Consider the following 17,830-nt stretch of genomic DNA (forward strand, 5'->3'; position numbering starts at 1 on the left):
AACATCGGGCACGTCCTGCGCTGCTCACACTGGCGCAGGCGACACCAGCACCGAGCCCAGCAAGCCCACTACCAGCGGCAATCGCGGCAGGAACCATGAAGATCACGATCTACGGCTGGAGTACTAGGAGCGAATTCGTGAAACGTCCGCTTGCCGCCGCGCTCGCCGCGCTGCTGGCCGCTTCGTTCGCCGTGGTGATACCGACAGCACACGCCGGTCCAGGTGACGGCACGCTGTCCGTGCAGGTCATCCGCGACGTGAATGGCAACGGCAACTACGACGCCGCCGTCGAGGTCCCCGTCCAGGGTGCCGCCGTGCTCGTCACCGACCCCGCGGGCAACACCGCGACGGGCACGACCAACGCGAGCGGCAGCGTCACAGTCGGTCTCGACCCGGTGAGCGGTGGTAAGTACCGCGTGCAGGTGAGCCCTCCCGCGGGCAGTGCGCTGCAGCCCGCTCCCGCAGGCGGCACGCTCGAGAGCAACACGATGTTCGTGGACGTCTCCGGGGGGCAAGAACGTCACCGTCACCACCGGTCTGTGGAACCCGGCTGACTACTGCCAGTCGAGCCCGACGCTCGCCACGGCGTGCCAGCGCGCGACCCGTGACCGCGACGGCAACAGCATGGTGAACGGCTCAGCTCGCTCGCTGGTCACCATGCCGTTCGACGCACGTGGAACCAACTCCGCACCGGCCCAGGTCGCGAACCAGGGCGCCACCGGGACGGTGTTCGGTCTCGCCTACCGCAAGCAGGACAAGCGGCTGTTCTCCGCCGCGTTCGCGAAGCGGCTCACCAACTACGGTCCCGGTGGTCCTGGCGCCATCTACGTCACGCCGGCCGCGGGCGGTGCGACGACCTTGTTCACCACCGTGCCCAACGCCGGTGGCGCTACGCACAACCACCAGACCAACTTCGACGGCGCCTTCTACGCGGTGCCGGGCACGCAAAGCCTCGGTGACATCGACATGTCCGAGGACGGCAGCGAGCTTTACGTCGTGAACATGGCCGACAAGAAGCTCTACGTCTACGACGCCACACAGCCGACCGCTGCCGCCGCCAAGGCCTCGTACGTGATTCCCTCGGCCTGTCCGACCGCGAGCGACTGGCGGCCTGGCGCGCTGGGCGTGCGTGACGGCGTCGTGTACGTCGGTGGCGTCTGTTCCGGTGCGTCGACGAAGAAGATCGCCGACGTGAAGGCCGTCGTGATGACGTTCTCCGGCGGCTCCTTCAGCCCGCCGGTGCTGACGAGGTGCTGGACTTCCAGCGTGGCAGGGCGTTCAACAACCGGCCGACGAGCAACGTCTGGTACCCCTGGACCGACAGCTGGAACGACACCGCCGCCAACGACCTGCGGCACAACTCGTACCCCATGCCGCTGCTGATCGACATCGGGGTGGAGAACAACGGCGATCTGGCGCTGGGCTTCCGCGACCGCTTCGGCGACATGGGCGGTTTCTGGATCCCTGCTCCCGACGGCAGCGGTGGCGAGTGGGAGACCGTGTCGGGCGGCGACCTCAACCGCGCCTGCAAGACCCCCACGGGCTACACGTGGGAGGGCACCGGCGGTTGCAAGAACAACCACGTCCACCCCAACGGCGGCAACGAGCAGGCGGCCGACGTCGTCGAGTACTACCCCGGTGAGTACTTCGCGTTCTCCGACAGCAACTACGCGCCGCACCTCGAGACCGCGCAGGGTGCGGTGGCCCTGGTGCCCGGCGAGCTGCGGATGCCCGCGATCGTGATGGACCCGACCGGTGTGCGCACCGGTGGTGTCGGCTGGTTCGATCGCGGCAACGGTTCGATGGCCAACACCTCGTACTCCAACGCCTACAAGATCATTGACGAGTTAAGCGAGGGCTGGGGCAAGGCGAACGGCCTGGCCGACCTCGAGGCGCTGTGCGACCTGGCGCCCGTGCAGCTCGGCAACCGCGTCTGGTTCGACACCGACGCCGACGGCGTGCAGGACGGCGACGAACCGGCGATCGCGGGCGTCAAGGTGACGGCGACGCCGTGTGCCGGTGGTGCCGCACTGCCGGTGAAGACCACGAACGCCAAGGGCGAGTACTACTTCGGCGCTGCCGACGGTCTGAAGCCGGAGACCTGCTACAACCTCACGTTCGACTACAGCGGGGTGAACACGGCCGCCCTGCCGGGCGCGCCACCTGTTGAGAGTCTCAAGTGGACTGTCAAGGAAGCCGGGCCGGACCGGGTCGTCGACTCCAACGTGGACGCCGCGGGCAACACCCAGGTGACCACCGGCAAGTCCGGCACCGCCGACCACACGATCGACGCCGGCATCAACGCCAAGGTCACCAACTCCCTCGGTGACCTCGTGTGGGTCGACACCAACCGCAACGGCCTGCAGGACGCCGGCGAACCGGGCGTCCAGGGCGTGACCGTCGTGCTGAAGAAGGGCGACGGCACCCAGGTCGGCACGCCGAAGCAGACCGACGCGCAGGGCAAGTACCTGTTCGACCAGCTCGAAGACGGCACGTACATGGTGTGCTTCGACCTGTCGACGTTGCCCGCCCAGTACGCCGGTTACGTGTTCACCGGCAAGGACGCGGGTGACGACACGAAGGACTCGGACGCGGATGCCGCGGACGGCTGCACCGCGACGACGACGCTGGGTGCTGCCAAACGTCAGGACCTGACGCTCGACGCGGGTCTGGTGCCGCCGAACAACAGGCTCGGCGACCTCGTGTGGGTCGACACCAACCGCAACGGCCTCCAGGACGGCGACGAGCCGGGTGTGCCGGGCGTGACGGTGACGCTGAAGGACGGCTCCGGTGCGACCGTGGGCACGTCGAAGCAGACCGACGCGCAGGGCAAGTACCTGTTCGACCAGCTGCCCAACGGCACGTACCAGGTGTGCTTCGACCTCTCGACCGCTCCGGCCGAGTACGCGGGCTACCTGCTGACGCGCCTGAACGCGGGCGACGACGCGTTGGACTCCGACGCCGACCCGGCGACGAAGTGCACGCACACCACCACGTTGGGCCCCGACAAGCGCGAGGACCTGACGCTGGACGCGGGCATCCGGCCGCCGAACAAGCTCGGCGACTACGTGTGGATCGACACCAACAAGAACGGCCAGCAGGACGACGGCGAACCGCCGGTGCCCGGTGTGACCGTGAAGGTCGGTGACCTGACCACCACGACGAACGAGCAGGGCAAGTACGTCTTCGACAAGCTGCCCGACGGCGAGTACACCGTCTGCTTCGACAAGACGACCCTGCCGGCGCAGTACGCGGACTACGTCCCGACGACGCCGAACGCCGGTACCGACGACGCGAAGGACTCGGACGCGGCCGTCGACACGTGGTGTGCCCCGCCGACGAAGCTCGACGTGGACAGGCCCGAGGACCTCACGATCGACCTCGGTCTGATCCCGCCGGTGAACCGTCTCGGTGACTACGTGTGGATCGACGTCAACAAGGACGGGTTGCAGGACGCCACTGACATCCCGGTCGAGGGCGTGACGGTGAAGCTGAACACCGGCGCGACCACGACGACGGATGCGCAGGGCAAGTACCTGTTCTCCGACCTGCCCGACGGCGAGTACACGGTGTGCTTCGATCTGGCGAACCTGCCCGCGGCGGTGAAGGACTACCTGGTCACCACCAAGGACGCCGGTTCCGATGACGCGAAGGACTCCGATGCCGACCCGGCCACCGGTTGTGTGCCGGCCGTGACGCTGGGCGTGGGTCAGCGCGAGAACCTGACGCTGGACATGGGTCTGGTCTCGCCGCCGAACAAGCTCGGTGACTACGTCTGGGTCGACGCGAACCGCAACGGTGTGCAGGACGCGGGCGAGGCGCCGGTGCCGAACATGCCGGTCAAGCTGATCGACCAGGACGGCAAGGAGATCACGACGACGACCGGGGCGGACGGGAAGTACCTGTTCGGCGACCTGCCGGACGGTACGTACAAGGTCTGCTTCGGCCCGATGCCCGCGGGCATGTCGGACTTCCAGTTCACCAAGCCCAACGCCGGTGACGACGCCGCGGACTCCGATGCCGACCCGGCCACGGGCTGCACTTCGGAGGTCACGCTCGGCCTCGGCAAGCGGGAGGACCTGACCCTGGACGCCGGCATCCACGCGCCGGTCAACAGGATAGGCGACTTCGTGTGGGTCGACGCGAACAACAACGGTCTGCAGGACGACGGCGAGAAGCCCGTCGAGGGCGTGACCGTGGAGCTGAACACCGGTGCCACCACGAAGACCGACGCGCAGGGCAAGTACCTGTTCAGCGATCTTCCGGACGGCACGTACACGGTGTGCTTCGACATCGCGAACCTGCCGGCCGCGGTGGCGGACTACACGCTGACCAAGGTCAACGCGGGTGACGACGCGAAGGACTCGGATGCCGATCCGGCAACGGGTTGCACGCTGCCCGTGACCCTCGGTGTGGGCCAGCGCGAGAACCTCACGCTGGACGCGGGTCTGGTCGCACCGCCGAACAGCATCGGCGACCTGGTGTGGTACGACACCAACCGCAACGGCGTGCAGGATCCGGGTGAGCCGGGCGTGCCCGGTGTGACGGTCACGCTGGTCGACGAGCAGGGCAATCCCGTCGGCGTGCCGGTGAAGACGGGGCCTGACGGCAAGTACGAGTTCCCGAACATCCCGGACGGCACCTACAAGGTGTGCTTCGAGATGGGCGCTCTGCCCGGCCAGTACGCCGGGTACGTCGCGACGACGCCGAACGCCGGTGACGACGCGAAGGCCTCGGACGTGGATCCGGCGACCGGGTGCACGCCGCCGGTGACGGTCGGTGTGGGCCAGCGTGAGCAGAAGCCGGCCCTGGGTCTGGTGCCGCCGACCAACCGCGTTGGTGACCTCGTCTGGTACGACAACAACTCCAACGGGGTGCAGGACGCCGGCGAACCCGGTGTGCCGAACCTGCCGGTGTTCCTGCAGGACGGCAGCGGCAAGCCCGTTGCGCAGACGACGACCGACAAGGACGGCAAGTACCTGTTCACCGACCTTCCGGACGGTGAGTACAAGGTCTGCTTCAACGCCGATCCGCGGACGGGCCTGGTCGCTGGTCGCCAGCTGACCAAGCCGCACGTCGGGGACGACGGAAAGGACTCCGACGCCAACCCGGCGACCGGATGCACCCACGTCGTCAAGCTGGGCAAGGACAAGCGGGTGGACCTGACGCTCGACGCAGGTCTGCTGCCCAAGCCGCCGCTCGCCTCCACGGGTGCCGCGGTGTGGGCCCTGCTCGGCTCCGGCCTGGCCCTGCTGCTCGCCGGTGCGTTCATGACGCTGGTCGCGCGCCGTCGCAGGTCCTAGTCGAAAGGTTCTGATCGACGCACCTGCCCCTGGGTCTCGTTTCCCAGGGGCAGGTGCCCTTTCATGGAAGGAGATGACGGAAAGCGGCGACGAGCAGCATCCGCTGCTGGTCGACGTCGAACCCCTTGTCGAGATCGTCGTCCGGGCGGTACTCCCTGTTGCAGTACGGCCGTCGCGGGGCGATCGACTCGACGTGCACGGAGATGTCGACGAGGTCGGACATCAGCTCCACAGTGGACTCATCGGCGGGGATCGGCTTGTTCTGCGAGAACAGCTCGTAGGAGAACCTCATCCCGACCGTGGCGTCGAACGTGGCCTGCTCGGTGGGCAGCCGCAGCGCCCGGAACACCGTGCGGTGCAGCTCGGCTCCGGTGAGGTGCAACGGCGTCATGACGACGTGCGTGACGCCGAGGTCGTGGCTGCGCACCGAGATCGCCACGGTCGGGCCGCCCGGCGCCGGCGGTACCGGTTGCGGGAACACCGGAAGCTCCGACTTGCGGTCCGCGCGCCACGTCGTGACCAGGCGGTCGGCGGCCTCCACGAGGTCGATGTGCTTGCGTGGCGCGAGCAGTGGTGACAGCGGTTCCTCGTCGAGGCGGACGATGAACAGGAAGGCGCGGCGGCGGGTCAGCTCGCGGTTGAACGCCGCGGCCCACTCCTCGGTGACCTGCTCGCGCAGCGCGGTGTTCGCCGACCACAGCAGGACGTGGTAGTCGGAGGTGGCCAGCGCGTCGGGCACCGTCCCGCTCTCGTCGAGCCAGGCGTTGACGTTGCGGGCCTCCAGTTCGTCACGCAGCTGTTCGGCGTGCGGGCGGTCCTTGTTCGCGAACGACAGGAACACCTTGGGGCGGGTTTCGAGCGGCACTGGTTCTCCGTTCTTCCTGAGCCTTCTGCGCAGCGGGCCCGCCTTGGCGGGGAAGCCCGCGTCGCCTCCGGTGAGGGCCGAGAGGCATGGCAGGTGAGACAGGGTGTGCGTGCGGCCCAGGTGGTTGCCGGGGACGGGCAGGTCCGCCAGCGGGATTCCCGCCAGGACGTCGCTCGTCACCACCGCGATCCTCGTGACCTTCGGCGGCAGGGCGTCGAGCACCTCTTCCAGCGCGATCAGGACGGTCAGCTCGGTGAGCAGGCTGCCGATGATCGCCGGGTCGTGTCCCGGGTTCCACGCCCTGAGCTGGTGCACCGTCCTGGTGAGCTCGCTGATGTGCACGTCGGTGGCGATGTGCGTGATCTTGCGGCCGACGATGACGTGGTGCAGCTGGTCCTGCGTGGCGTGCATCATCCACACGACCTGGTCGCGGGGAAGCTTCCTGGTCGTCTTGCGCAGCCAGCGTCGTGCGGCTTCCACGTCGGTCGACCTCGGCGGATCCGCGCCTCGGGCGGCTTCGACGGCGACCACGAGACCTGCCAGGGCCTTCTCTCCGTCGCGGTGGACGCGGCGGATCGCGGCGAGGACGCGGCCGTCGGCGTGGTGGGCTTCGTTCCAGCACTGCAGCGCCTGCTCTTCGTCTCCCGCGTCGGCGCACGTGTCGCCGAGTTTGCGCAGTGCCAACGCTTTGAGCTCGGTGTGGTCAGTGCGGGCAGACGCCTGGCGGAAGTGCCGGGCGGCCTGGTCGAGCCGTCCCCTCGCGTACGCGAGCTCGCCCGCGGTGAGGTGCCAGAGCGGTGAGTTTCCTTCGCCCAGCAGGCTTTCCGCCGCGGTGAGCTCGTTCTCCGCGATCAGGCGGCGGACCTGGTCGAGACGGCGGTCGGGGCTGAGCGTCTGGGTGGCGTCGGGCAGCTGCGACAGCACTTCCGGGCCTCTGGCGGCCACCAGGAGCGGGAAGAGGCGCCGGGCCGCGCCCGCCTGTCTTGTCATCACGAGCAGGACGGTCAGCTCGTGGAGGACGGCGGGCCTCAGCGCGGGCTCGATCTCGTAGCTCGTGACGCATCTCGTCATCTGCGCCAGTGCTTCTTCGTAGCGGAGATCGCGTCTGAGCGCTGCTGCCCGCTGCAGGAGCTCGGCAGGCGTGCGTGGAGCCGGATCGTCGAGCCTCGGGGCGTGGCTGGCTCTGCGCACGTCGAGGAGGAGTCGGTCGTTGCCGATGGCTTCCAGGTGCTCGGTGCGGCCCGCGCGGCGGAAGTGGCGTTCGGCGGCGTTCAGCTCGCTTTCCGCGGTGGGGAGGTCGTAGCGGTCGGCGGCGGCCAGGGCGGCAACCCGCGCCAGCACCGCCCGCTGCAGCTCCGTGAGGTCTCGCTTCCGCAGTTCGCGCACGTCCTGCGTGGCCTTGGCGTGATCGGTCGCCGCGCTGCGGATCTGGGCCCTGAGAACTCTCAGGCCGGTGTCGTCCGCGGTGAGGTACTCGTCGCAGCGCTGGGCGGCTTTTCCGATCGCGCCGAGGCTGAGCAGGGTGGCGCAGTGCTCGTGGGCGATGATCCGGCTGATCCTGACGGCCGCGGTGTAGGCGTGGTCGACCCCGTGCACGTCGCCGCGGCGGGCGGCCGCCCTGGCCGCTCTGATCGCGTGGGCGAGGGGTGTGCCGGGTTCGGCCTCCAACTCGGTCACCGTCCTTTGTGGCCAGTGATGCGGCGTGCACGTTCGTCCGTGCGTCGCAGATTAACGATCCGGACGGCCGAGCGATCGTTTGTCCATCTTCTGTCCACGAACTGCCCAAACGATCTTGTCGGTGCTCCTCGGCACACTGGACGAGGCACGACCCCGCCCGCTCACTCCAACCCCGAGGAGACCTCTGATGTGCTGGGACTGCGACCACCCCGCCAGCCGCATGGACCAACACCTGGCCACCCTGCGCCGCTGCATCGACGCGCGCGGCTGGGCCGTCCAGGCGATGGAACGCGCCCGAGCCCATCCGCCCTGGGCCTACACCGTGGGCCTGTCGCTGCGGGGCCTGCCGGAGCTCGTCGTCACGGGCATGCCCGTCCTGGAGGCGGGCCGCCTTCTCGACGACACCGCGGAACACGTGGTCCACAGCTGCGTGCCCTCTCCTGGCCGGCGTTTCACTCTGCCCGGCGGCCCGCTGCTGGAGGTGGTCCGCGTCGAACGGCCGTGGGCACACCTCCTCGTGTCCGCCCGCCTGTTCGGTGAGGGCATCAAGGCCCTGCAGCTCGTCCATGCGGACGAGACAGGTCACTGGCCCTGGGAGCAGTCCTACGAAGGCGTGCCCGGTGGCCAGCCGGTCCTCGGCGTCAGGGCGAGCCCACCGAGCGGCTGATCCGCTCGCCCAGCCCGCGCAGGTGGTTTACGAGCTCCGGTGGCTCGTGGACGGTGAAGTCACACCCCAGCAAGGTCAGGCGGAACGCGAGGTAGTCGATCGTGTCCTCGACGCTGTGCCAGGTGCACGAGCCGTCGTCGAGGGCTGACAGATCGCCGGCGAAGTCCGCGAGCCGGGCCCGTGCCAGCTCCACGGGCAACCGCAACGTCGCGCGAGCCCGATAGGTGGGCGCCGACTCGTACATCTTCTGCGTCACGTACTGCGTCGCGTCCCCACCTGGCGCGACCCGTGCCGCGAACCTGGCCCCGGTGGCCACCGCTTCGGAGACCCGGTCCAGCCGGAAGATCCGCCAGTCGTCCCGTTCCGCGTCGAAGGCGAGGAGGTACCAGCGCCGGCCGAGCGCTACCAACTGAACAGGCTCGACGTGCCGCTTCGACACCACACCGTCGTTGGACACGTACGCGAACCGCACCCGTTCCCTGGCGTGCACCGCTCCGGCGATCACCGTGAGCTGAGCCGGGTCGACCAGCGAGGCGAACGACGACGCGGAAGGCGCGGTGGCCGACGTGAGCGACGAGACCCGGCGCGCGAGCCGGGGCGGCAGCACCTGCTGCAGCTTCGCGAGCGCCCGCAGTGACGCCTCGGCTATGCCTGCCACGGGTTGCCTGGCCGCTGTCCTCAGCCCGACCGCGATGGCCACGGCTTCCTCGTCGTCGAGCAGCAACGGCGGCATCGCCTTGCCCGCGACCAGCCGGTATCCGCCGGACACGCCCATCGTGGCCTCGACGGGGTACCCGAGGTCGCGCAGCCTGTCGATGTCCCGCCGCACCGTCCGCGTCGTCACGCTCAGCCGCTCCGCCAGCTCGCTGCCCGGCCACTCGCGGGGTGTCTGCAACAGCGACAGCAGACGCAACAACCGGGCCGCATCACTCATGTCGCCAACCTAGTCCAGAACTAGGACCGGAATCGTCCTATATAGGTCGTACGGTCGCTCCGACAGCGACGAAGGGAATGGACTGATGAACGTCGTGCCCGAGGGCTACCACACCGTGACCCCGTGGATCATCACGAACGGCCGCACGGCCGAGCTGATCGACTTCGTCACGGAGGTGTTCGACGCGACCGAGATCGGCCGTGTCGGCGAAGCCCCGCAGATCGGCCACGCCGAGGTCCGCATCGGCGACTCGGTGGTGATGATGTTCGACAATCCGAAGTGGCCGAAGACCCCTGCCTTCCTCCGCCTGTACGTCGCCGACGACGCGGCGACGCTCAAGAAGGCGAGCGAGCGGGGAGGCACCGTTGTCACGGAGCCGACCGAGCTGTTCTGGGGCGACCGGGTCAGCCGCTTCTTCGACCCGTTCGGCAACCTGTGGTGGGTGCACCAGCGCGTCGCGGAACCGACCCCGGAGGAGCTGAACGCCGGGATGCAGGACCCGGCGTTCATCAAGAACATGGAGTACGTGCAGGGCGCGGACCTCATTCCGCAGATGTGACCCGCTCCAGCTCAGCGGCGGTCAGCGTGGGCTCCGGCGACACCTCGCGCCGGGGCCCGCGCATGGTCGCCCACACCATCTTGGGGCTGAGCAGCTTCGCCATGGGCCCGGACAGGGTGAACGCGTCGATGAACGTCCGTGTCACCGCGGCCTCAGTGGTGGCCGTCCGCACCAACCGGTCCACGTACCGCTGCAGCACCCGCCCGGCCAGCGGCAGCGGCTTGCCCACGGCTCCCGGATAGAGGATGTCCTGGTTGGTGGCCATGGCCCAGGCGCCGTCCACGACCTTGCCGATGCTGCGCTGGATCTGCTGAGTCCCGTGCCCGGCCGTCAACCCGGCGTCCAGCGCCTGAGCACTTTGAGCGGCGATCGACATGCCGTGCCCGTAGACGGGGTTGTAGGTGGCCACGGAGTCACCCAGCGCCAGCAATCCCGCGGGCCAGGACTTCAAGCGCTCGAAGAACATCCGGCGGTTGGCGGTGCTGTGCGACCCGTACACGGGCGAGATCGGCTCTGCCGAGGCGATCAGCTCACCCACGACCGGATTGCGCACCGACCGCGCGAAGGACACGAACTCCGACTCGTCGGTGGACGGCTCCCCGCCCCTGGTCCCGGACAGCGTCACGAGCCACCTGCCGTCCTCGATCGGTAGCAGGGTGGCCGTGCAGCCGGGATGCGGATCACGGGGGTTCGCCTGCACGTTGACGATCGGGAACCCGGAAGTGGCGGCAGCGGGAGCCCGGAAGATCCTGGTGGCGTAGGCGAGTCCGGAGTCGACGCTCTCGGAGTGCACCGGCGGCAGCCCGAACTCGGTCAACCAGGCGGGCAACCGCGAACCGCGTCCGGTCGCGTCGATGACGAGGTCGGTCTCCAAAGAGATCTGCTCGCGGGAGATCCGGTCCTCGACCAGCACACCGGTGACGGCGTGCCGATCACCGAGCAGCGCGACGGGTTCGGTACCGGTCAGCACGGTGATCTTGTTGTCGCGCAACGCCTGGCTGCGCACGACCCAGTCCAGCAGGCCGCGACTGCACGAGACGATGAACTGCATCTCGGGAAACCGCGGCACCCAGCCCTGGGCGCTCAGCGACACCAGGTCGTTCGGCACGCCGATGCGGTGCGCGCCGGCGGCGAACAACGCGTCCAGCGTTCCGGGCAACAGGGACTCGATCGCACGGGCGCCACCCGACATCAGCAGGTGCGCGTGCCGGGCCTGGGGCACACCGGATCGCGGCGACGGCCCGTCCGGCAGCTTGTCGCGCTCGACGACGGTGACCTCGTCCACGTGTCTGACGAGGACGGCCGCCGCCAGCATGCCCGCGAGTCCTCCGCCGAGCACAACGGCGTGTGTGGGTGCCATCTACTCTTTTCCCCCTGCTGCTTGCGCGCGAGCGGCTGCGTCCACAATCGGCGAGTGCTGGTACGCACGGGAGATCCGCACCCATTTGTCGTGCTCGGCCGCGAGGTCGGTGCCGTCGGCGATCTCCGCGGCGGGACGGCGTTTGGCCGGGGTCCTGCGCCCGCCGGACCCCGCGGCCCGCAGCTGGGCGGCCTCCACGACGGCGGCGACCTCGTCCTTGGGCAGCGAGGCCTGGCGTGCGAGCGAAGTCGCGGTCTCACCGACGGACAGGTCGAAGTACGGCGTGAGCGCCCAGCGCCAGTCGTTCAGCTCGATGATCTGCCTGCGTACGCGGTGGTGCGGGTTGAGGAACTTGCCCGGCGCCACCAGCACGATGCCGGGGTTCACGTGCACCAGCGCGCGGTGCAGCGGCCGCAGCGCGAAGTAGGTCCGCCAGCGCCGTACCCACAGCGACGGCGACGGGCGGCGCGGTCCGAAGACCGGCAGCGCCATCGCGATCACCAGCGGGATCATGCTCAGCGACGCCATCAGCGGCGCGGTCAGACTCAGGACGTCGAAGCTGCGCTCGCCGAACCAGTTCATCATCAGCACGAACAGCTTGATGACCGCGAACGCCACCGGGAAGAGCCCGGCGAAGCAGTACCACCGCAGGCCGCGCGCGAGCCACGGCCGCGCGGAGATCGCCTCGTCCCGCGCACCCTGCCAGCAGTGGTACGCCTGGCCACCGCAGCCGACCCCGGTGGCCACGAGGTAGATGAACAGGAACACGGCGACTGTCGGCTGCGTGGCGTAGAACGTGTCGAAGTCGACCTGGCGTTCTTCCTGGATCTCGGACTTGAAGAACAGCACGATCATCGCTGCGACGATCGAGGTGTAGCTGACGAGGATCAGCCGGACCCGTTGCCAGGCCTGGGCAGGCGGGTACCGCCAGTACAACACCAGTGCGAACGACGAACCCGCGAAGCCGACGACGAGGCCGTAGACCAGCAACGCGGCGAAGTTCGGCACTCCGCTGACCCAGTTGATCCAGGTGATGTTCGCGGGCGCTGCGAAGAGCACGGCGAACGCGGAGAAGAACACGGTGGCGATCAACGCCACCACCCGCGGGCTGCCCCAGCTCGACCGCAGCGCACGGATCTTGTACGCGAGCAGGAGCAGACCGACGATGCCGCACGAGAGGTAGATCAGGTTAAAGATCGCCACGACGCACCCAGCGAGATCTTCCTTCGAGAGACTCGGCCACCCGGCGCACGTGCGCGGGCTCCTCGGTGGCGGCCGTGTCGGCCCACACGCGGTGTTCCGTCAGGCGTTCCAGCAGGTGGTCGGCGAGGTTCTCGGCCTCGCGCTCCTCGTCCTCGGTGAGCGTCGTCCTGCCCGCGATGATCTGCGCCATCCGCGGCAGCAGGTGCGGCGCGAGCTTGCGCATGCCCTCGCTGCGGCTCAGCGCCACCGGCTGGTGCGCCAGCAGCATGTGCGCGAACTCGTGCAGCAGCACGTGCAGGCGGTGGTACCAGGACGGGGAGTCGGCGCAGATCACGAGGTACGTGCCGTTCTCCAGCAACGCGGTCGCACCGGTCAGGCAGACCGCGTTCGTGATCGCGGCGAAGCGGACGTCGACGGGGCGCCCGAGCCGTTCGCTCATCAGCTCGCAGACCCGGCGGCTCGCGTCCCGGTGCGTGGCGTCGGGCGGCAGGTCGAGGTCACGGGCGACCTCGTCGACCAGCTTGCGCAGTTTCCTGCGGTTCACCCGTCGCCTCCTCTCGATGTCGTCTGCAGCGGTCCAGGCAGAGATCTTCACGCCGGTGTCGTCATCAAGTGTGGTCCGCGGATGTACGGCGGCTGTTCAGCGGGAACGACCAGCCCTCGCCGACTTCGAGCGCCTGTCGGAACCCTTCTACCGCAGCAGCCCTGGCCTGCGGGGACAGTTCGCCCGTACGTTCGGCCAGACGGGTGACGAACTCGACGACGCCGAGTTCGCGCAGTGCCAGGAAGTCGGTCAGCTCCGAGTCGACCCGAGCCGCGAGGTCGTCGTCGAAGAAGTAGGCGGGATCGGCGCCGAAGTGGTCGGCGAGGCCGAGGATGTGCTTGAGGCGCGGGTTGTCGCTGGTGTTGCTCAGCAGTTCGCGGATGTAGCTCGCGGAGATGCTGCCGAACTGGCCGGACGAGCTGATCGAGGCCGCGACCTCCTCCGGCGACCAGGGTCCGCGGTCGGGCGGGTGCACCGCCTCGAAGAGCGTGCTCAACGCGTTCGTGCGCCAGCCGGGCTGCTCACCGGGGTGCAGTTCACGGCGGCCGCCGAGGAACACGGCGGGGTGCACACCGAGCGCGCCGGCGAGGTCGACGATGGCCTGGCAGGTCGGGTTGTCCTTCACGCCGAGCCGAAGCTGCGAGATGTAGCCGTGCCCGATGTCCCCACCCCGTGACTTCACCGCGGCGGCGAGCGCTACGTTGGTCACCTTGCCCTGGCCGTTGGGCGGGTTGTTGCACAGCTCGTTGAGCACCTCGGCGAACGGCCTCACGCCACACCTCCGCTGGAGCGCCCCCTGGCCAGCGATCATTCCACTGTTGTGGAACCCGCAGAGCATATGACATCACAGGGGTTGAATCCACCACTGTGTAGCCCTATGATCACACTCCGCCGCTTCAACTGTTGTGTCGTGTTTGATCCGAACGACGTCACCTGAGTTGAAAGCGGCAGTTCGGGCCAGTCAGAGCTGATGTCTGGGGGGACTCATGGCGACTGCGCGGATGGGGCTTCCGGTGGACCACGGTTCTCTGCGCCTGCACGACGAGAGCGCTCCCTCGCGGTGTGGTTCGTGCGCGCAACCGGTGGGTGCGTGGACGACGGACCGCCTCACGGGCCTGCTGGGCCGCTGGGGCTGGGACGACCAGGCACCCGCGCTGTACCGCCGTGCTCAGCGCCGGTGGGAGCAGGTCGCGCTGCTCATGATCGACCTCGACCGCTTCAAGAAGATCAACGACGAGTACGGCCACCCCGCTGGAGACGTCGTGCTGAGCGACGTGGCCGGCGTCCTGAAGACGCACACGCGCTCGTCAGATCTCGTGTGCCGGTACGGCGGCGACGAGTTCCTCGTGCTGCTGCCGCGCACCACCGCGGGTGAGGCGACCGTTGTGGCCGAACGGATGCTGCGCGGGATTCGCGGGTTGCAGACCGAGATCACCACCAACGACGGCTACGGCATGACGTTGTACGGGCAGACCGCGTCGATCGGCGTCGCGGCCCACGTTCCCGTGGGTGACGACACGTTGATCGACCTCGTCCGCGACACCGACGCGGCGTTGCAGCGGGCCAAGCGTCAGGGCCGTGCCCGCGTCCAGGTGCACGATCCGAACGCGTGCGCGGCCGAGCGGAACACCGAGACCTCCGCGCTGCAGCACCTGCTCGCGTTGCAGGACCTGATGAGCAGTGATCAGCTGCCGCACGTCCTGGTCGCGCTGTCCGACGGCGCGAAGGCGTCGGAAGAGCTCGTCGCGACGCTGGGCTCGACGGTGTACAGCACCCTGGAGTCCCTGCAGGACAAGGGTTTCGTGCACCGACGTGCCGCACGCTACGAGCTCACCACCGCTGCTCGCGAGTGGATCACCGACGTGCTGCCGGCCGTGGCGGCGTGGACGAACCGCCACCACGTTCACTGACTGGCGAGCAGGCCTGCCAGGCGCTGTTCGATCTGCTCGATGTTCGCGTGTCCACGTGCGAGCGCGTACGCGTCGTTGCCGCGCACGGCGATCAGCGTCGGAAAGCCGCTCACGCCGAACCGGGCCGCCAGCTGGAAGTCGGCGTCGGGCACCGCGGTCTTGAACGCGACCACGACGGCGTCGGAGTCGAGGCCGAACTCGTCGGCGATCTTCCGGTAGGTCTTCGCGTCGGACAGGCTCAAGCCCTCGTGGAAGAACGCCTTCTGCATGGCGATCGCCAGCTCGGCGGCCCGTTCTGGCGCGGCCTGGCGCAACGCGATCAGCCCGCGGGCGGCGGCCTCGGAGTCCATGACGAACGATCCCTCGTCGAGGACCGCGTTGAAGGCATCGCCGAACCGCGCCCCGGTCTGCGCCGTGACCTGGACGTTGGCCCCCTTGATGAACCCGAACTCGCGGATCGGCACCCGCCGCTGCCCGGTGAACAGTCCACCGGAGACCACCTCGACCGGCAGGTCCGGATGGCGTGCGATGACCTCCTGCAGGGTGCCGGAGAACGCGTGCGACCAGCCGCAGTAGGCGTCGAAGACGTAGACGAGCTTCACGGTGAGAGCAAAGCACCTGGCTCCGTCAGATATTTCCCTCTGTGACGACCCGCACTCCCGTGAAGATCGTGACGGCCTGCCGGGCGAGCCACCGCTCGGCGTCGTCCCAGGACCAGCCGCACTCCTTGACCAGCGTCCGCCACGTCCCGAACCCGAAGCAGAACCACAGCACTTCCGTGGCCTCGTCAACGCCGGTCTGAGGAATCCCTTGTCTTGCAGGTGTTCCGCGACTTCTTTCAATGCTTGCCGTCGCAGAGCGGTCCGGACGCGAGCAGGTAGTCGCGGGTGCGCAACCAGTCGGGCACGACAGCGGGGCCGGCCGCCACGACGCTGCCGGTGGGACCGAGCCTGGCGAGCAGTGTCGTGTGCTCGGTGAGTGAGCCCCTGCGCAGCACGATGCGCCGGCCGGGCTGGCCAATCTCCAGCCTGTGTGCCAGTTCGACCGCCTCGCCGGTGGCCGCCGAGTCCATGCCGAGCGCCGTCGTCAGGCGTCGCACGTCCTCCCAGCTGGGCAGCAGGATGCCGTTCTCAACCTTGGACAGCCTGGACCGGGTGAACCCGGCCCGACGCGCCGCCTCCACGCCCGTGAGCCCAGCCCTCTTCCGATGCGTGCGCAGCAGCGTCCCCAGATCGTCGAGGTCGTGCTGAGCGTCGTCGGAGGGGCCATCGAACTTCCTGTCGGTCGATTGGCCGCAGACGCCGAACGCCTCACGCGGTCGAGCCGACACCCTTGATCCGCCCCTCGCGGAACGCGTCCACGAACAGCCGGTGGTCCTCACGCGTCTGCCGCGCGTAGTCGAGGGCGAACGAGATGATCGAATCGGTGAAGGCCTCCGCACGGTCGCCGATCACCCCGGCGATGGCCTCCTCGCACTGGAAGGCGACGAGGGTTTGCGCGGAGTCCTCGTCGGCCACGCAGTGCATCTTGGCGGTGGCGCGGCCCAGGTAGCCGAGGACCGGGAGCAGGTCGGCGGGCTCGGTCAGGTCGGACCAGTCCAGGTCGGCCTCGTACGGGGAGAGTTCGGCGACGACGTAGCCGACGCCGTCGATCTGGGTGTGGCCGAGCCACGGGTCGGCGTGGGCCTGCAGGGCTCGTTGCGACACGGCGGTGCGGTGGCCGTGGTCGGTGAAGTAGTCGCGGATGCCCTGGTCGGAGACGATTCGGCTCGGGGCGGCGACGTTGGCCTGTTTCATGGAGAGGACGACGTCGTTCTCCAGGGCCTGGGTGCGGCCTTCCACCAGGATGTTGTAGGCGTGGAGGCCGGCTGAGCCGATGCCGAAGCCGCTGCGGCCGATCACGTCCTTGACGGTGTAGGTGCGGCTGCTGGCTCGCTTGCCGGTGGGGATGGTGTCCAGGTAGGAGGCGAAGGCCTCGGCCACGGCGGCGCGCACGGCGGGTGTCAGTTCGTGGATGCCCTCGCGGTCGCGGCGGAACCTGCGCTCGTAGTCGACGATGACGGTCTTCTCGTCCAGCAGGCCGATGCGGGTGGCCAGGCGGGCTCGTTGCAGGACGCGGTGCAGGGCGCCCTCGGTGTTGTCGAGGCGCAGGCTGAAGAGCTCGTCGTTCGGGTGGTCGGCGAACGCGCGGACCTGGGTCACGTAGGCGGAGACGTAGGTGCGGATCAGATCGGTGATGACGCTGTCCGGCAGCGCCTTGCGCCAGCCGAGGAGGGCCATCGAGGCGGCGAAGCGACGGAGGTCCCACGTGAAGGAGCCGAGGTAGGCCTCGTCGAAGTCGTTCACGTCGAAGACGAGGGTGCCCTCGGCGTCCATGTAGGTGCCGAAGTTCTGCGCGTGCAGGTCGCCCTGGATCCAGATGCGGCTGGTGCGGTCGTCGGTCCACTCGTCGGGCAGTTCGGCCATGTCGGCGTAGAACAGGCACGCGCTGCCTCTGTAGAACGCGAACGGTTCGGCTGCCATCTTGCGGAACTTGTGCCGGAACGCGGCGGGATCGGCGGTCATCAGACCGACGAAGGCCTCCTCGAGCACGTGCACAATGCGGTCACCGCGATCGGCCATGGTGCGCTCCCTCCTGAGGACGCAAATCTCAGCACGAATTCAGGCAGGAATCGAGAAGCCGTTGACCGGAGGGCGCGCCTAGCGTCGACGGCATGTGCTTCATGTTCGGAGCCAGCAAGGAACACGTGCATCGCATGCTCGGGCTCGTCGACGAGGCGAAGCACGACGACGAGGAGGAGAACGAGGA

At 68.7% G+C, this 17,830-nt stretch carries 16 protein-coding genes; 6 read left to right on the plus strand and 10 right to left on the minus strand.

What is annotated here, in order from left to right; genetic code table 11:
* The first annotated feature begins 137 nt into the window (after positions 1–137).
* From ABFX45_RS32545 to ABFX45_RS32555, 3 genes are all read left to right on the plus strand, one after another.
* Positions 138–554: an SdrD B-like domain-containing protein gene (locus ABFX45_RS32545; RefSeq protein ID WP_346134113.1), complete on the plus strand. Its 417-nt coding sequence runs from the start codon at positions 138–140 to the stop codon at positions 552–554.
* Positions 555–657: 103 nt separating this feature from the next.
* Entirely contained in the window at positions 658–1,383 is a 726-nt protein-coding gene (locus ABFX45_RS32550; protein ID WP_346134115.1) for a hypothetical protein, read from the plus strand.
* A 419-nt stretch (positions 1,384–1,802) separates the two neighbouring features.
* Positions 1,803–5,303, plus strand: coding sequence for an SdrD B-like domain-containing protein (locus ABFX45_RS32555; RefSeq protein WP_346134276.1), 3,501 nt, complete (start codon positions 1,803–1,805; stop codon positions 5,301–5,303).
* 61 nt (positions 5,304–5,364) lie between these two features.
* Here ABFX45_RS32555 and ABFX45_RS32560 read toward each other — a convergent pair whose 3' ends face one another.
* Entirely contained in the window at positions 5,365–7,845 is a 2,481-nt protein-coding gene (locus ABFX45_RS32560; RefSeq protein WP_346134117.1) for a TIR domain-containing protein, read from the minus strand.
* A 187-nt stretch (positions 7,846–8,032) separates the two neighbouring features.
* Here ABFX45_RS32560 and ABFX45_RS32565 point away from each other — a divergent pair, with 187 nt between their 5' ends.
* A complete protein-coding gene (locus tag ABFX45_RS32565) occupies positions 8,033–8,512 on the plus strand; it encodes a DUF4262 domain-containing protein (RefSeq protein WP_346134119.1) in 480 nt (159 codons plus the stop codon).
* Here ABFX45_RS32565 and ABFX45_RS32570 read toward each other — a convergent pair.
* A complete protein-coding gene (locus ABFX45_RS32570) occupies positions 8,487–9,446 on the minus strand; it encodes a helix-turn-helix transcriptional regulator (protein ID WP_109635046.1) in 960 nt (319 codons plus the stop codon). The genes ABFX45_RS32565 and ABFX45_RS32570 overlap by 26 nt on opposite strands.
* An 85-nt stretch (positions 9,447–9,531) precedes the next feature.
* On the opposite strand from ABFX45_RS32570, the gene ABFX45_RS32575 reads away from it, so the two are divergent.
* A complete protein-coding gene (locus ABFX45_RS32575) occupies positions 9,532–10,005 on the plus strand; it encodes a VOC family protein (RefSeq protein WP_346134120.1) in 474 nt (157 codons plus the stop codon).
* Here ABFX45_RS32575 and ABFX45_RS32580 read toward each other — a convergent pair.
* The 4 genes from ABFX45_RS32580 to ABFX45_RS32595 form a co-directional block, all read right to left on the minus strand.
* Positions 9,989–11,365: an NAD(P)/FAD-dependent oxidoreductase gene (locus tag ABFX45_RS32580; protein WP_346134122.1), complete on the minus strand. Its 1,377-nt coding sequence runs from the start codon at positions 11,363–11,365 to the stop codon at positions 9,989–9,991. The genes ABFX45_RS32575 and ABFX45_RS32580 overlap by 17 nt on opposite strands.
* Positions 11,366–12,568 (minus strand): MAB_1171c family putative transporter, encoded by a 1,203-nt coding sequence (locus ABFX45_RS32585; protein ID WP_346134124.1) that lies wholly within the window; start codon positions 12,566–12,568, stop codon positions 11,366–11,368.
* Entirely contained in the window at positions 12,555–13,112 is a 558-nt protein-coding gene (locus ABFX45_RS32590; protein WP_346134126.1) for a hypothetical protein, read from the minus strand. Before ABFX45_RS32590 ends, ABFX45_RS32585 begins: the two co-directional genes overlap by 14 nt.
* A gap of 64 nt (positions 13,113–13,176) precedes the next feature.
* Positions 13,177–13,884 carry a hypothetical protein gene (locus ABFX45_RS32595; protein WP_109635034.1) on the minus strand — a complete coding sequence of 236 codons (708 nt, stop codon included), beginning with the start codon at positions 13,882–13,884 and terminating at the stop codon, positions 13,177–13,179.
* 214 nt (positions 13,885–14,098) lie between these two features.
* Between ABFX45_RS32595 and ABFX45_RS32600 the strand changes: the two genes are divergently transcribed.
* Positions 14,099–15,022: a diguanylate cyclase gene (locus ABFX45_RS32600; RefSeq protein WP_346134129.1), complete on the plus strand. Its 924-nt coding sequence runs from the start codon at positions 14,099–14,101 to the stop codon at positions 15,020–15,022.
* On the opposite strand, the gene ABFX45_RS32605 is transcribed toward ABFX45_RS32600, so the two are convergent.
* From ABFX45_RS32605 to ABFX45_RS32620, 4 genes are all read right to left on the minus strand, one after another.
* A complete protein-coding gene (locus ABFX45_RS32605) occupies positions 15,016–15,624 on the minus strand; it encodes a DsbA family protein (RefSeq protein WP_346134131.1) in 609 nt (202 codons plus the stop codon). The genes ABFX45_RS32600 and ABFX45_RS32605 overlap by 7 nt on opposite strands.
* 25 nt (positions 15,625–15,649) lie before the next feature.
* A complete protein-coding gene (locus ABFX45_RS32610; protein ID WP_346134133.1) occupies positions 15,650–15,796 on the minus strand; it encodes a hypothetical protein in 147 nt (48 codons plus the stop codon).
* 64 nt (positions 15,797–15,860) lie between these two features.
* Positions 15,861–16,352 carry a helix-turn-helix domain-containing protein gene (locus ABFX45_RS32615; RefSeq protein ID WP_346134135.1) on the minus strand — a complete coding sequence of 164 codons (492 nt, stop codon included), beginning with the start codon at positions 16,350–16,352 and terminating at the stop codon, positions 15,861–15,863.
* Positions 16,333–17,643, minus strand: a complete 1,311-nt coding sequence (locus ABFX45_RS32620) for a DUF2252 domain-containing protein (protein WP_109635027.1) — start codon at positions 17,641–17,643, stop codon at positions 16,333–16,335. Before ABFX45_RS32620 ends, ABFX45_RS32615 begins: the two co-directional genes overlap by 20 nt.
* Positions 17,644–17,830: the final 187 nt, after the last annotated feature.

The sequence above is a fragment of the Lentzea roselyniae genome (genome assembly GCF_039537795.1).
GTDB lineage: Bacteria > Actinomycetota > Actinomycetes > Mycobacteriales > Pseudonocardiaceae > Lentzea > Lentzea atacamensis.